Source organism: Streptomyces gobitricini, from assembly GCF_039532985.1.
In the GTDB taxonomy this organism is placed as follows: domain Bacteria; phylum Actinomycetota; class Actinomycetes; order Streptomycetales; family Streptomycetaceae; genus Streptomyces; species Streptomyces gobitricini.
This window is the reverse complement of sequence record NZ_BAAASR010000025.1, coordinates 46461-60553: the sequence shown is the minus strand read 5'-3', so window position 1 is coordinate 60553 and position 14093 is coordinate 46461. Positions and strand designations below refer to the sequence as shown.

Sequence of the window (14093 nt, the reverse complement as noted above, 5' to 3'; positions counted from 1 at the left end):
ATCAGCCTCGCAGATTCGTCTCCGGTCGCACCAGCCGCCCCGTTCGGCCGCGGAGCACGGCGTCAGCCTGTCATGATCGCCAGTCGAGCGGGACCTGCTTGCCGTGGTCCCAGGGCTGCTCCCAGCCGGCGAAGTGGATGATCCGGTCGATCACTCCGGCGGTGAAACCCCAGACCAGGGCCGATTCGACCATGAACGCCGGACCTCGGTGGCCACTGGGGTGGACGCTGGTGGCGCGGTTGGCGGGGTTCGTGAGATGGGCCACGGGGACGGTGAAGACGCGGGCGGTCTCGGCCGGATCGACGGCGCGGAAGGGACTCGGCGAGCGCCACCAGGCGAGGACGGGCGCCACGACGAAGCCGCTGACGGGGATGTAGAGCCGTGGCAGTACGCCGAAGATCTGTACGCCGGCGGGGTCGAGCCCCGTCTCCTCCTCCGCCTCGCGCAGCGCGGCGCGCAGCAGGCCGTCGGCCTCCGGGTCGCCGTCCTCGGGGTCGAGGGCGCCGCCCGGGAAGGACAGCTGCCCGGGGTGGGAGCGGAGGCTCCCGGCACGCTCCATGAGCAGCAGCTCGGGGCCGTGGTCGCCCTCCCCGAAGAGGATGAGCACGGCGGACTGGCGGCCCCCGCGCTCGGGCGGCAGGAACCGGCTGAGCTGCTCGGGCGCGACGGTCCTCGCCGCCCGCGCCACCGGCTCCAGCCACTCGGGCAGCCCCTCCTCGCTCACGGCGACCGATCCCGCCCGGTCCCACCCGGTCGCCCCCGTCCCCGGCCGCACCTCGGTACCCGCACGGGCATGGGCCCCCGGGCAGTCGGTTCCGGAGGTGCCCGGGCGGTCGGGGGCATCCGGGTGGGCGGTTCCGGAGGTGCCCGGGCGGTCGGGGGCGTCGGGGAGGGCCGCCTGCGGGGCGGGGGCGGACTGCTGGACGGGAGCCGCCTGCGGGGCGGGGCGCTCCGGGCGGGACGGGGCGCCCGGGTGGGCCGCCTGCTGGGCGGGAGCCGCCTGCGGGGCGGGGCGCTCCGGGCGGGACGGGGCGCCCGGGTGGGCCGCCTGCTGGGCGGGGGTGGCTCGAGGGATGGCGGCCTGTGCCAGGGGAGCCCCGGGAGGGGCGGGCGCGGCTGCGGGTGCGGCCCCGGGGGCGACAGCGGTGGCCGTGACGGTCTCCCGGCCGCCGGCGGTGGGCGCCGGGCGGCGGTGGGGCGTGCGGGGGGCGGTGGGCTCGATGCCGGGCGGCGTCGTCGTCGGCCGTGGGTCGGCCGGCCGCGCCGGGCGGTCGCGGTCACGGTCGCGGTTGCGGTCGCGGTCGTACGGGTGTTCTTCAGCGCGCGTCATAGGCACCCCCGGCTTCACAACGCGTTCCAGCCACTGGTTCGTTCCGTCACTCGTCACCGGTACCCAGGGGCGCCGCCGGGCGGCCCGGGTAGTCCGGCGGCGGAGCCAGACGCTGACCCGGGTAGCCGCCCATCTCGTACTTGAGGAGCTTCCGCGCCTTCTCCGGGTCCGTCTCCCCCTCCCCGTACGCCGGACACAGCGGCGCGATCGGACAGGCGCCGCAGGCCGGCTTGCGGGAGTGGCAGATACGCCGGCCATGGAAGACCACCCGGTGCGAGAGCATCGTCCACTCCGACTTGGGGAAGATCGCGCAGATCTCCGCCTCGACCTTCTCCGGGTCCTCCTGCTCGGTCCACTTCCACCGCCGGACCAGCCGGCCGAAGTGGGTGTCCACGGTGATGCCCGGCACTCCGAAGGCATTGCCCAGGACCACGTTCGCCGTCTTGCGCCCCACGCCCGGCAGGCGCACCAGGTCCTCCAGGCGGCCGGGGACCCGGCCACCGAAGTCGTCCCGCAGCGCCGCGGACAGGCCCAGCAGCGACTTGGCCTTGGCGCGGAAGAACCCGGTCGGCCGGATGATCTGCTCCAGCTCCTCCGGAACCGCCGCCGCCATGTCCTCCGGCGTGGGGTACTTCGCGAAGAGGGCGGGGGTGGTCTGGTTGACGCGCAGGTCGGTCGTCTGGGCCGACAACACGGTCGCGACGAGCAGTTCGAAGGGGTTGCGGAAGTCGAGCTCCGGATGGGCGTACGGATAGACCTCGGCCAGCTCACGGTTGATCTTCCGGGCGCGGCGCACCATCGCCAGGCGCGATTCCGGCTTCCCCGCCCTCTGCGCCTGCTTCGCCGCCTCGCCGCCCTCGCCGGTCCTGGCGGTTTTGACCGCCTTGCCCGCCTCGACCGCTTCGGCCGCCCCGGCCGCCTTGACCGCTTTGGCCGCCTTGCCAGCCTTGCTCGCCTTCATCGACTTGTCCGTTTTCGCACCTTTTATCGACTTGGGCGACACCTGTTCGCCTACAGCGGAATTCTCTTCCCCGGACACTCTCCCGGCCCCCTCGGCCTGCGCTCTCACCGGCGACTTGGACACCCGGCCAGCCTAAGCGCCACCGCCGTCATCCGCCCCGGCCACGGTCGATCAGGACCCAATCGGGGCCCTGCCGTACGGACACGCGTACCAGTGCGTCAAACTTGTTGTGATTGATCGCACTGTTTTACCGTCCGGCATCATGGGACCCAACGTCTCTGAGCAGGTCGACATAGGAGAGAACTCGTGGACGACGTTCTGCGGCGCGCCCCGCTCTTCGCGGCGCTCGATGACGAGCAGGCCGCGGAGCTCCGCGCCTCGATGAGTGAGGTGACGCTCGCCCGTGGCGACGCGCTCTTCCACGAAGGCGACCCGGGCGACCGGCTCTACGTGGTCACCGAAGGAAAGGTGAAGCTCCACCGCACGTCCCCCGACGGGCGCGAGAACATGCTCGCGGTCCTCGGCCCCGGCGAGCTGATCGGTGAGCTGTCCCTGTTCGACCCGGGTCCCCGTACGGCCACCGCGACCGCCCTGACCGAGGTCAAGCTCCTCGGCCTCGGCCACGGCGACCTCCAGCCCTGGCTGAACGCCCGCCCCGAAGTGGCCACCGCCCTGCTGCGCGCGGTCGCCCGCCGCCTGCGCAAGACCAATGACCAGATGTCCGACCTTGTCTTCTCCGACGTTCCGGGCCGTGTCGCCCGTGCGCTCCTCGACCTGTCGCGCCGCTTCGGCGTGCAGTCGGAGGAGGGCATCCACGTCGTGCACGACCTCACCCAGGAGGAGCTGGCCCAGCTCGTCGGCGCCTCCCGCGAGACGGTCAACAAGGCACTGGCCGACTTCGCCGGCCGCGGCTGGCTGCGCCTGGAGGCGCGTGCCGTGATCCTGCTGGACGTCGAGCGGCTCGCCAAGCGCTCGCGCTAGTACGCCGAACGACGCATGGGCCGCCCCGGATCACCGGGGCGGCCCATCGGCGTCCGATCGGTTCTCGGCGCCGTGCCGTCCACGGTCCGGACGAGGACGGGCCGCCGCTGCCGCCGCCGCCCGCCCCGGGCCCCCGGGACCGCCGCCCCCGCCCCCGGGACCGCCGCGCCCCTGGACCCCCGGGGCGAGCGCGCCCTCAGATCAGCCCGTGCTCCGTCAGGTACTCCAGCTGCGCCCGCACCGAGAGCTCGGCCGCCGGCCACAGGGACCGGTCCACGTCGGCGTACACGTGCGCGACGACTTCCGCCGCCGTGCGGTGACCGTTCTCGACGGCCGTCTCCACCTGGGCGAGCCGGGTGGCGCGATGCGCCAGGTAGTACTCGACCGCCCCCTGGGCGTCCTCCAGGACCGGTCCGTGGCCCGGCAGCACCGTGTGGACGCCGTCGTCGACCGTCAGCGAGCGCAGCCGCCGCAAGGAGTCCAGGTAGTCGCCGAGGCGCCCGTCGGGGTGCGCCACCATCGTCGTACCGCGCCCCAGGACGGTGTCGCCCGTCAGGACCGCGCCGTCGGCCGGCAGGTGGAAGCTGAGCGAGTCGGAGGTGTGGCCCGGCGTCGGGACGACGCGCAGCTCCAGGCCTCCCACCTCGACCGCCCTGCCCGCCGACAGCCCCTCGTCGCCGAGCCGCAGCGCCGGGTCCAGGGCCCGCACGGCCGTCCCGGTCAGCTCGGCGAACCTGCCCGCGCCCTCGGCGTGGTCCGGGTGCCCGTGTGTGAGGAGCGTCAGCGCCACGCGCTTGCCGAGGCTCTCGGCGGTGTCCACCACCCGCCGCAGATGCGTCTCGTCCAGCGGGCCGGGGTCGACCACCACGGCGAGCGGCGAGTCCGGCTCCGAGAGGATCCAGGTGTTCGTCCCGTCGAGCGTCATCGCGGACGGGTTGGGCGCGAGGACGTTGACGGCCCGTTCGGTCGCGGGCCCGGAGACCACGGCTCCGCGCGGCCGGCCGGGAAGAGCGGCGGCGTCGGTCACGCGTCCCCACCCCCGGTGCCGACCGTCTTGGTGAACTCCTCGTGCCCCGGCCAGCTCAGCACCACCCGTTCGCCCTCCAGCCGCGCCTGCGCCAGTACGGGGGTGAGGTCCTGGTCCAGGGCCCCCGCCAGAGCCTCGGCCGCAGTCCCGTACCGCTCCAGCGACCGCAGCGTGGCGATCGTCGGCGGCATCATGAGCAGCTCGCCCCGGTCGTAGCCCGCCGCCGCGTCCGCCGGGCGGATCCAGACGGTGCGGTCCGCCTCCGTCGACGCGTTGGAGGCCCGCTGCCCGGTCGGGAGGGCGGCCACGAAGAACCAGGTGTCGTAGCGGCGCGGCTCGAACTCGGGCGTGATCCAGCGCGCCCAGGCCCCCAGCAGGTCGGAGCGGAGCACCAGGCCGCGCCGGTCCAGGAAGTCCGCGAACGCCAGCTCGCGGGCCACCAGGGCCGCCCTGTCGGCCTCCCAGTCGTCGCCCCTCGTGTCGGCGACGACCGAGCCGGCGGTCGGGCCCGCGAGCAGGACCCCGGACTCCTCGTACGTCTCGCGCACCGCCGCGCACACGATGGCCTGCGCCTCGCCCGGCCCCGCGACCCCGAGCCGGGCCGCCCACTCGGCCGGCGCCGGGCCCGCCCAGCGCACCGGATGTTCGTCGCGCGGGTCGACGCCGCCACCCGGATAGGCGTACGCGCCGCCCGCGAAGGCCATGGACGTACGCCGGCGCAGCATGTGCACCTCGGGTCCGCCGATGCCGTCGCGCAGCAGCAGGACGGTCGCGGCCCGTCTGGGGGTCACGGCCGTGAGGGTGCCGCCCGCGAGCGCGCGGATCCGGTCGGGCCACTCCGGGGGATACCACTGACCATTGGACATGGCCGGATGCTATGCGCATCCGGCGGGATGTTCGAGAGGAAAGGTGGATACGGCAACGGTCCCGCCCCACCCGGGGACGGGACCGCGCGGGACGGCTTGCGGACGCTCAGTCCTGGACCAGCTCCACCTGGATCTCGACCTCGACCGGGGCGTCCAGCGGCAGGACGGCGACACCGACCGCGCTGCGCGCGTGCACGCCCTTGTCGCCGAGCACCTCGCCCAGCAGCTCACTGGCGCCGTTGAGGACGGCCGGCTGCCCGGTGAAGTCCGCCGCCGAGGCGACGAAGCCGGTGACCTTCACGACGCGGGCGATACGGTCCAGGTCCCCGGCGACCGACTTCACGGCGGCCAGCGCGTTGAGCGCGCAGATCCGCGCGAGCTTCTTGGCCTCGTCGGGGGTGACCTCGCCGCCCACCTTGCCGGTGAGCGGAAGCTTGCCGTCCACCATCGGGAGCTGGCCCGCCGTGTACACGTACACGCCCGACCGGACCGCCGGCTGGTACGACGCCAGCGGCGGCACCACGTCGGGCAGGGTCAGGCCGAGTTCGGCGAGCGTCGCCTCCACACGGCCCGTCACGGCTTCTCCCGCTTCAGGTACGCCACGAGCTGCTCGGGGTTGTTCGGCCCGGGAACGACCTGGACGAGCTCCCAGCCGTCCTCGCCCCAGGTGTCCAGAATCTGCTTGGTCGCGTGCACGAGAAGGGGCACGGTCGCGTATTCCCACTTGGTCATGGAGCCGACTGTAGCCGCTGCCCGGGGCGGTCTCCCGCCCAGGCGTCCCCGGGCCCGACCGGACGGCGCCGTGTGCCGGTGGCGGCCGCCTCCCGGCTGGACTCCGCCCACGTCACCGGCTGCGCCCCCGCCCGGCTCCACACCCGGCGTCCACACCCGGCGTCCACGCCCCCGGAAGCGGAGCCGCCGTCGGGTCGCCCAAGTCCCGCGCGGCCCCGCGGGGACGGGAGCCCCCACACGGGACCCGCCCAATCCGACCCGGGGGCGAACGGCCCGGGCCCGGACTGGTTAGGCTCGAATACGTGAGCAGGCTCCAGGTCGTCAGCGGCAAGGGCGGAACCGGTAAGACGACGGTCGCCGCCGCACTCGCGCTCGCCCTCGCGACCGAGGGCAAGCGGACACTTCTCGTGGAGGTCGAGGGCAGGCAGGGCATCGCACAGCTCTTCGAGACGGAGGCGTTGCCGTACGAGGAACGGAAGATCGCCGTCGCTCCGGGCGGCGGCGAGGTGTACGCGCTGGCCATCGACGCCGAACGCGCGCTCCTCGACTACCTCCAGATGTTCTACAAGCTCGGTTCGGCGGGCCGTGCCCTCAAGAAGCTCGGCGCCATCGACTTCGCCACCACCATCGCGCCGGGCGTACGCGACGTCCTGCTCACCGGCAAGGCGTGCGAGGCGGTACGCCGCCGGGAGAAGCAGGGGGGCGACCAAGGGAGCTTCGTGTACGACTACGTCGTCATGGACGCCCCTCCCACGGGCCGCATCACCCGCTTCCTGAACGTCAACGACGAGGTGGCGGGCCTGGCGAGGATCGGCCCGATACACAATCAGGCACAGGCCGTGATGCGGGTCCTGAAGTCCCCCGAGACGGCCGTCCACCTGGTGACCCTCCTGGAGGAGATGCCGGTCCAGGAGACCGCAGACGGCATCGCCGAGCTGCGCGAGGCCGACCTCCCGGTGGGCGGCGTCGTGGTCAACATGGTCCGCCCGCACGTCCTGGACGAGGACGCGGTACGGGCGGCGTCGGGCGACCACCGCAAGGACATCACCAAGGCGCTCGCCGCGGCCGGTCTCGGCGGGTCCACCCGGCTGGTGGGCCCGCTGCTGGACCAGGCCGCCGAGCACGCGCAGCGGGTGGAGCTGGAGCGGGAGCAGCGGGAGGCGCTGGCGAAGCTCCGGCTTCCGACGTACGAACTGCCCTTCCTGGGGGAAGGGGCGGACATCGCCGGTGTCTACCGGCTGGCCAGGGAACTGAGGAAGCTCGGGGTGGGCGCATGACTCTGGAAGGGGCTCCCGGCCTGGAGGTCGACCCGCTGCTCGACAACCCGGAGACGCGCATCGTCGTCTGCTGCGGCGCGGGCGGTGTCGGCAAGACGACGACGGCCGCCGCACTGGGCGTACGCGCTGCCGAGCGGGGCCGCAAGGTCGTCGTCCTGACCATCGACCCGGCCCGCCGGCTCGCCCAGTCGATGGGCATCGACCAGCTGGACAACGTCCCGCGCAGGGTGGACGGCATCAAGGGCGACGGCGAACTGCACGCCATGATGCTCGACATGAAGCGCACCTTCGACGAGATCGTCGAGGCGCACGCGGACCCCGAGCGGGCCCGCGCGATCCTGGCCAACCCCTTCTACCAGTCCCTGTCGGCCGGCTTCGCGGGCACGCAGGAGTACATGGCGATGGAGAAGCTGGGGCAGCTGCGGGCGCGCGAGGAGTGGGACCTGATCGTGGTCGACACCCCGCCGTCCCGGTCCGCGCTGGACTTCCTGGACGCGCCGAAGCGGCTGGGGTCCTTCCTGGACGGGAAGTTCATCAAACTGCTGATGGCGCCGGCGAAGGTGGGCGGCCGGGCGGGGATGAAGTTCCTGAATGTCGGCATGTCGATGATGACGGGCACCCTGGGCAAGCTGCTGGGGGGTCAGCTGCTGCGGGACGTCCAGACGTTCGTGGCGGCGATGGACACGATGTTCGGCGGCTTCCGTACGCGGGCCGACGCCACCTACCGGCTGCTCCAGGCTCCGGGGACGGCCTTCCTGGTGGTGGCCGCGCCGGAGCGGGACGCGCTGCGGGAGGCGGCGTACTTCGTGGAACGGCTGGCGGCGGAGCGGATGCCGCTCGCCGGGCTGGTGCTCAACCGCGTGCACGGCAGCGGGGCCGTCCGGTTGTCCGCCGAGCGGGCACTGGCCGCCGCGGAAAATCTTGAAGAGGGCCGCATTGTGGATCAGGGGCACGGGAAGACTGGTGTTCGTGGCCCCGAGGCGACCTCTCCCGAGCCCGGGGCACCCCGCACCACTGCGGCACGCCCCGACACCGTCGCCACCACCACCGACGTCACCACACCGCCCGCCGTCGCGGAGCTGACCGCGGGTCTGCTGCGGTTGCACGCCGAGCGCATGCAGGTGCTCGCGCGGGAACAGCGCACGCGCGAGCGGTTCGCCGCACTCCACCCCGAGGTGGCGGTGGCCGAAGTACCCGCGCTGCCCGGTGACGTACACGACCTGGCGGGCCTCCGCACCATCGGCGACCGGCTGGCGGAAGGCCGGCACTGACCGACCGTCGCCGCCGGGCGCACCGGCGTAGCCGCTGCCGCTGCCGCTGCCGCTGCCGCTGCCGCTGCCGCTGCCGCTGCCGCTGCCGGACATCGCGGCGCGGGCCGGTGGCGTTACCGCTGCCGACGGTCCATGGGCGCCGCCGGGGCGGCGGCCGGGGCGGCGGTCCTACCCCACCGCGGCGTACGTCTCGTACGTCTCGTCGTCGTCCAGTCCCACGGGCAGGATGCCCGCACTCCGCTCGTACTCCGTGCGCGCGGTCTCCAGTAGCCGACGCCACGACGTGACCGTCGGCCGTCGCCGCAGCAGCGCGCGGCGTTCCCGTTCCGTCATACCGCCCCACACGCCGAACTCGACGCGGTTGTCCAGCGCGTCGGCCAGGCACTCGGTCCGCACCGGGCACCCGGTGCACACCGCCTTGGCCCTGTTCTGCGCCGCTCCTTGTACGAAAAGTTCATCCGGATCGGTAGTGCGGCAGGCGGCCTGCGCACTCCAGTCAGCTACCCAGCCCATACCGGCGCCGTCCTCTCCCGAATCGAGGCTCCCCCACGGCGGCAGCGGCATATTCACCGCCACCAGTTGAGGACGTTACGGAAGGTGGGCACAGCGCAACACCCCCTTCGGGCCCAATCTTGAATGGTCCGAACGGACTATGCGTAGGCGGCAGATCACCCAGGGGAGTGAGCGATGGACATGCCTCGTAAATGACGCAGGGCAGGGCGTTCCGGTTGAGCCACACAGGACACGCGCTGACGCATCAGGGGGAAACGGACACGGGCCAGCGCGGTGGGGAACGCGGGGCTCAGGCAGGGGGCACGACTTCTGTGACAGTTGTGACCAGCTTAGGCCAAGGCCTGTACGCGTGTCCGGAAAACGAGGAGGGAGCCCCCGACGAGCCGACCGGACCGGCCGCGCCTCGGCGCTCCTCCGCAGCGCTCCTCCGCAGCCGCCTCCCGGGTGCGAGCCCCCACGGGCCGCACGCTGCCCGAGCACGTCGAGCCACTCAACCGCGCCCGGACCAGGCGCGGCGGGGACGGGGACGGGAACGAGGACGGGGGGCGGCGGGCCAACGGCGCCGCACGCCGGCACCCCGGTTCTCGTGCCCCGTCATCGGCCCATGTCACAACCTGGTACGCGAACATCCCGTAAGGCACCCGCTCCCTCGGAACGCCACCCTCGACGGATTAGGCTGACCACATGCCAAAGAAGCGCTCGGACGGTGGTCTGACCGGGGCCCAGCAGGCCGCCAAGTTCGTCGGTGTCAGCGTGCTCGCCGGAGCCGTACTGGCGGGCATCGCGCTGCCCGCCGCGGGAGCGCTGGGGCTCGCGGCGAAGGGCACGGTCCAGGGGTTCGACGAGATCCCGGCCAACCTCAAGCGCCCCCCGCTGAGCCAGCGCACCACGATCCTGAACTCGCAGGGTGGCCAGATCGCGACGGTCTACTCCCGGGACCGCACGGTCGTGGACCTCAAGGACATCTCGCCGTACATGCAGAAGGCGATCGTCGCCATCGAGGACTCGCGCTTCTACGAGCACGGGGCCATCGACCTCAAGGGCGTACTGCGCGCGGCCAACCGCAACGCCCAGTCGGGCGGTGTCACGCAGGGCGCCTCGACGCTCACCCAGCAGTACGTGAAGAACGTGTTCGTGGAGGAGGCCGGCGACGACCCCGACAAGGTCGCCGAGGCCACCCAGCAGACCATCGGCCGCAAGATCCAGGAGCTCAAGTACGCGATCCAGGTCGAGGAGGAGCTCGGGAAGAAGAAGATCCTCGAGAACTACCTCAACATCACCTTCTTCGGGCAGCAGGCGTACGGCATCGAGGCCGCGTCCCAGCGGTACTTCTCCAAGCCCGCCAAGGACCTCAACCTGGAGGAGTCGGCGATGCTGGCCGGCCTCGTCCAGTCGCCCAGCCGCTACGACCCGGTCAACGACGCCAGGGAGGCGACCAAGCGCCGCAACATCGTCCTGGCGCGCATGGCCGCCGTCGGCGACATCAGCGAGGCCGAGGCGGAGCGCGCCAAGGCCACCCCGATCACGCTGAAGGTCAGCAAGCCGAAGAACGGCTGCATCACCGCCGTCGACGGCGCGGGCTTCTTCTGTGACTACGTGCGCGAGGTCTTCCTCTCCGACCCGGTGTTCGGCAAGAACCGCGAGGAGCGGAGCAAGGTCTGGAACCGCGGCGGGCTGACGATCAAAACCACGCTCGACCCGCAGGCGCAGAAGTCGGCGCAGGAGTCGATCAAGAAGCACGTCTACCAGAGCGACAAGGTCGCCACGGCCGTGACGATGGTTCAGCCCGGCACGGGCAAGATCGTGGCGATGGGTCAGTCCCGGCCGTACGGCTTCGACAAGCACGAGACCCAGATCAACTACTCGGTCAACAAGGGCATGGGCGGCTCGAACTACGGCTTCCCGACCGGTTCGACGTTCAAGCCCTTCGTGGCGGCCGCCGCCCTGGAGCAGGGCAAGCCGCCGACGCAGGTGTACCCGTCGCCGTACCAGATGCCCTACCCGTCGTCCGTCTCCTCCTGCAGCGGGAAGCCCTGGGTCAACCAGGGGGACACCGTGGAGAACGAGAACGAGTCGGAGGTCGGCCCGTACGACCTCAAGGACGCGATGGCGATGTCGGTCAACACGTACTTCGTCCAGATGATCGGCGAGATCGGCATGTGCCCGGTCGTGGAGATGACCAACAAGCTGAACGTGGTGATGGGCAACGACGAGAAGCTGCCCGAGCGCCCCTCCAGCCTCACCCTCGGCTCCAACGGCATCTCACCGCTGAACATGGCGTCCGCGTACGCGGCCTTCGCCAACCGTGGCACGTACTGCACGCCGACCGCCATCGAGTCGATCAAGACGGCGGACGGCAAGAGCCTGCGGGTCCCGAAGACCAAGTGCCATAAGGCGATGTCGGAACGGACCGCCGACACCATCAACAACCTGCTGCGCGGTGTGATCGACTCCGGTACGGGCCAGGCGGCGGGCCTCAGCAGCCGCGACAACGCGGGCAAGACCGGTACGACGGACGGCCGCAAGAACGCCTGGTTCGTGGGCTACACCCCGAACCTCTCGGGCGCCGTGTGGGTGGGGTCCCCGAGCCAGGACGTCGAGATGCAGTACATCACCATCGGCGGCGAGTACCACGACAAGGTCTTCGGCGGGAAGGTGCCGGGGCCGATCTGGAAGGACGCCATGACCGGCGCACTGGACGGCCACGAAGCGCCGCGCTTCGTCGACGTCCCCATCCCCGAGGCGCCCAAGGACGGCAAGAGCGACGGCAAGCCGGGCGACAACAAGCCCGGCGGCGACAACGGCGGCGGCGGAAGCGACGGCGGAGGCGGCGGGAGTGACGGGGGACGCGGAGGCCGCGACGATGACAAGCCCGGCGACCCCTGGGCCGGCATCACCCTCCCGCCGGACCTGATCGGCGGCGCCCACCAGCGCGGCGGCCAGGGCAACGGCGGCGGCTGGCGCTGACGAAGGCGCAGGCGCCCCACCGGAGGTCCGGTGGGGCGCCTGCTTTTTCTCGTCGCACGGCAGCGAGCCGCGTCCGGGCCTCGGCCCCCGCGCGCACGCGGGCGAACCCACCACTTGACCGCACCCGCCCGGGCGGGTGCGGTCCGCGCCCACCCGGGCGTAACACGCGAACCCTCTGCCCTGCCCCACCCGGGCGCACCCGCCCGCCCCCAGGCGGACCGGCCGCGCCGGTCTCGCCCACCCGGGCACAGCAGACGGACCGCCTGCCCCGCCCCTACTCCCCGGGCGCAGGCGGACGGGCCGGGTCCGGCCTCAACCCGCCAGCAGCTGCTTGACGACCGCGGCGACGCGGCCGCCCTCGGCACGGCCGGCCACCTTCGGGTTGACGATCTTCATCACGGCACCCATCGCGCGCGGGCCCTCGGCACCGGCCGCCTTGGCCTCGTCGACCGCCTGGGCGACGATCTGCTTCAGCTCGTCGTCACTGAGCTGCTGCGGCAGGTACGCGTCGAGGATGACGCCCTCGGCCCGCTCACGCTCGGCCTGCTCGGCGCGGCCGCCCTGTGCGAAGGCCTCGGCCGCCTCGCGGCGCTTCTTCGCCTCCTTGGCGATCACCTTCTGCACCTCGTCGTCGGAGAGCTCGCGCTTCTCCTTGCCCGCGACCTCCTCCTTGGTGATGGCGGCGAGGGTCAGCCGGAGCGTCGAGGAGCGCAGCTCGTCGCGCTCCTTGATCGCGACGTTGAGGTCTTCCTGCAGCTTGGACTTGAGCGTGGTCATGCCGACAAGTGTGGCAGGTGCGGTGACCTGCACGCCCGCGCATTTCCCGCGTCACCGCCGTTCTGGGACGATGGCCGTATGCGCGCGCGATACGGAGTTCCCCTGAAAGTCACCGCAGGAATCGCAGCGGTCGGTGCGGCCGGTCTGGCCTACGCCGCCGGGTTCGAGGCCCGCTCCTTCCGACTGCGCCGGATCACCGTTCCCGTACTGCCGCGTGGGACGCGGCCGTTGCGGATGCTTCAGGTGTCGGACGTCCACATGGTGAGCGGACAGCGCAAGAAGCGGGCGTGGCTACAGTCGCTGGCGGGGCTGCGTCCGGACTTCGTGGTGAACACCGGTGACAACCTCTCCGACCCGAACGGCGTACCGGAGCTGCTGGACGCGCTCGGCCCGCTGCTCGACTTCCCCGGCGTGTACGTCTTCGGTTCCAACGACTACTACGGCCCCAAGCTCCGCAACCCGGCCCGCTACCTGGTCGAGAAGGCCCAGGGGCGGCACGGGCTGAACGGCAACGCCCCGGCCGTGGGAGCCGTGCACAACCCGTGGGAGGAGATCCGCGACGCCTTCGACACGGCGGGCTGGCTGAACCTCACCAACACCCGCGGCCGCCTCAAGCTGGAGGGCCTGGAGCTGGCCTTCACCGGCCTCGACGACCCGCACATCAAGCGGGACCGGTACGACCGGGTCGCCGGTGGGCCCGAACCGGACGCCGACCTGTCCCTGGCCGTCGTCCACGCCCCCTACCTGCGCACGCTGGACGCGTTCACGGCCGACGGCTACCCCCTGATCCTCGCGGGCCACACGCACGGCGGGCAGCTGTGCGTCCCCTTCTACGGGGCGCTGGTCACCAACTGCGACCTGGACACCGACCGGGTCAAGGGCCTGTCCACGCACCGCGCCGGGGGGCACACCGCGTACCTCCACGTCTCGGCGGGCTGCGGCACCAACCGCTACACCCCGGTCCGGTTCGCCTGCCCGCCCGAGGCCACGCTGCTGACCCTGACCGCCCGGGACTGATCACTCCCGCCACCGTGGAGTGATGACCGCCCGCTTTCGGCGCACGTGCCCGTAGCGGGGGTCGTCCCGTCGCCTCGTCGGCCCGCCGCCCGTACGCCGCCGTCTTCCGCGCCCCTGAGCGCGGCGGCGGCGATCACGGACGTCGTGATCGACCTGGTCCTGGGGCGGTCCGGGCCGGGCGCTCGGCTACGTCACGATCCACAGCGACCTGGCCGCCGGCCCTCCCCTCCCCCGGCACCCCGGCCCGCTCCCCGTGCCCTCCCTGGACGCCGCCCCCACCCACGGCTGCGTCGGCCCGCCCCAAGGAGGCCCTGCTCCTGGGCCTCCTCTTCCACGCCCCGGGGCCTCCCCTGATCGGCCTCGACCGGATCGGC

At 72.4% G+C, this 14093-nt stretch carries 13 protein-coding genes; 5 read left to right on the top strand and 8 right to left on the bottom strand.

Going from position 1 to position 14093, the window contains the following annotated elements; all coding sequences use genetic code 11:
• Window positions 1-70 precede the first annotated feature (70 nt).
• Window positions 71-724: an NUDIX hydrolase gene (locus ABD347_RS22470; protein ID WP_425575739.1), complete on the bottom strand. Its 654-nt coding sequence runs from the start codon at window positions 722-724 to the stop codon at window positions 71-73.
• Between the two features lie 652 nt (window positions 725-1376).
• Entirely contained in the window at window positions 1377-2291 is a 915-nt protein-coding gene (gene nth, locus ABD347_RS22465) for an endonuclease III (RefSeq protein ID WP_344364200.1), read from the bottom strand.
• Window positions 2292-2597: 306 nt separating this feature from the next.
• Between nth and ABD347_RS22460 the strand changes: the two genes are divergently transcribed.
• Window positions 2598-3272 carry a Crp/Fnr family transcriptional regulator gene (locus ABD347_RS22460; RefSeq protein WP_014046869.1) on the top strand — a complete coding sequence of 225 codons (675 nt, stop codon included), beginning with the start codon at window positions 2598-2600 and terminating at the stop codon, window positions 3270-3272.
• 196 nt (window positions 3273-3468) lie between these two features.
• On the opposite strand, the gene ABD347_RS22455 is transcribed toward ABD347_RS22460, so the two are convergent.
• The 4 genes from ABD347_RS22455 to sp36 form a co-directional block, all read right to left on the bottom strand.
• A complete protein-coding gene (locus tag ABD347_RS22455; protein ID WP_344364198.1) occupies window positions 3469-4299 on the bottom strand; it encodes an MBL fold metallo-hydrolase in 831 nt (276 codons plus the stop codon).
• Window positions 4296-5165 carry an NUDIX hydrolase gene (locus ABD347_RS22450; protein ID WP_344364196.1) on the bottom strand — a complete coding sequence of 290 codons (870 nt, stop codon included), beginning with the start codon at window positions 5163-5165 and terminating at the stop codon, window positions 4296-4298. The genes ABD347_RS22455 and ABD347_RS22450 overlap by 4 nt, the downstream gene beginning before the upstream one ends.
• Before the next feature lie 106 nt (window positions 5166-5271).
• Entirely contained in the window at window positions 5272-5742 is a 471-nt protein-coding gene (locus tag ABD347_RS22445) for a RidA family protein (protein WP_344364193.1), read from the bottom strand.
• The gene (gene sp36, locus ABD347_RS22440; protein WP_019992579.1) at window positions 5739-5897 is read right to left on the bottom strand and encodes a Sp36 family protein; all 159 of its coding nucleotides are present in this window, start codon (window positions 5895-5897) and stop codon (window positions 5739-5741) included. The genes ABD347_RS22445 and sp36 overlap by 4 nt, the downstream gene beginning before the upstream one ends.
• 302 nt (window positions 5898-6199) lie before the next feature.
• Here sp36 and bagA point away from each other — a divergent pair, with 302 nt between their 5' ends.
• Window positions 6200-7174, top strand: a complete 975-nt coding sequence (bagA, locus tag ABD347_RS22435) for an ATPase BagA (protein ID WP_344364190.1) — start codon at window positions 6200-6202, stop codon at window positions 7172-7174.
• Window positions 7171-8445, top strand: coding sequence for an ATPase BagB (bagB, locus tag ABD347_RS22430; protein WP_344364187.1), 1275 nt, complete (start codon window positions 7171-7173; stop codon window positions 8443-8445). Before bagA ends, bagB begins: the two co-directional genes overlap by 4 nt.
• Window positions 8446-8613: 168 nt before the next feature.
• On the opposite strand, the gene ABD347_RS22425 is transcribed toward bagB, so the two are convergent.
• On the bottom strand, window positions 8614-8958 hold the full coding sequence (locus ABD347_RS22425) for a WhiB family transcriptional regulator (protein ID WP_344364184.1): 345 nt from the start codon (window positions 8956-8958) through the stop codon (window positions 8614-8616).
• 684 nt (window positions 8959-9642) lie between these two features.
• Here ABD347_RS22425 and ABD347_RS22420 point away from each other — a divergent pair.
• Entirely contained in the window at window positions 9643-11925 is a 2283-nt protein-coding gene (locus tag ABD347_RS22420; RefSeq protein WP_344364182.1) for a transglycosylase domain-containing protein, read from the top strand.
• A gap of 312 nt (window positions 11926-12237) precedes the next feature.
• Here the strand turns inward: ABD347_RS22420 and ABD347_RS22415 are convergent, their stop codons facing one another.
• The gene (locus tag ABD347_RS22415) at window positions 12238-12702 is read right to left on the bottom strand and encodes a GatB/YqeY domain-containing protein (protein ID WP_344364181.1); all 465 of its coding nucleotides are present in this window, start codon (window positions 12700-12702) and stop codon (window positions 12238-12240) included.
• 78 nt (window positions 12703-12780) lie between these two features.
• Here ABD347_RS22415 and ABD347_RS22410 point away from each other — a divergent pair, with 78 nt between their 5' ends.
• Window positions 12781-13719, top strand: coding sequence for a metallophosphoesterase (locus ABD347_RS22410; protein WP_344364178.1), 939 nt, complete (start codon window positions 12781-12783; stop codon window positions 13717-13719).
• The last annotated feature ends 374 nt before the right edge of the window (window positions 13720-14093 follow it).

Coding starts and splice junctions, on each gene's coding strand:
- ABD347_RS22415 (WP_344364181.1), bottom strand. CDS start 12,702: ATGACCACGCTCAAGTCCAAGCTGCAGGAAGACCTCAACGTCGCGATC.
- ABD347_RS22410 (WP_344364178.1), top strand. CDS start 12,781: ATGCGCGCGCGATACGGAGTTCCCCTGAAAGTCACCGCAGGAATCGCA.
- ABD347_RS22450 (WP_344364196.1), bottom strand. CDS start 5,165: ATGTCCAATGGTCAGTGGTATCCCCCGGAGTGGCCCGACCGGATCCGC.
- nth (WP_344364200.1), bottom strand. CDS start 2,291: ATGAAGGCGAGCAAGGCTGGCAAGGCGGCCAAAGCGGTCAAGGCGGCC.
- ABD347_RS22425 (WP_344364184.1), bottom strand. CDS start 8,958: ATGGGCTGGGTAGCTGACTGGAGTGCGCAGGCCGCCTGCCGCACTACC.
- ABD347_RS22420 (WP_344364182.1), top strand. CDS start 9,643: ATGCCAAAGAAGCGCTCGGACGGTGGTCTGACCGGGGCCCAGCAGGCC.
- bagB (WP_344364187.1), top strand. CDS start 7,171: ATGACTCTGGAAGGGGCTCCCGGCCTGGAGGTCGACCCGCTGCTCGAC.
- sp36 (WP_019992579.1), bottom strand. CDS start 5,897: ATGACCAAGTGGGAATACGCGACCGTGCCCCTTCTCGTGCACGCGACC.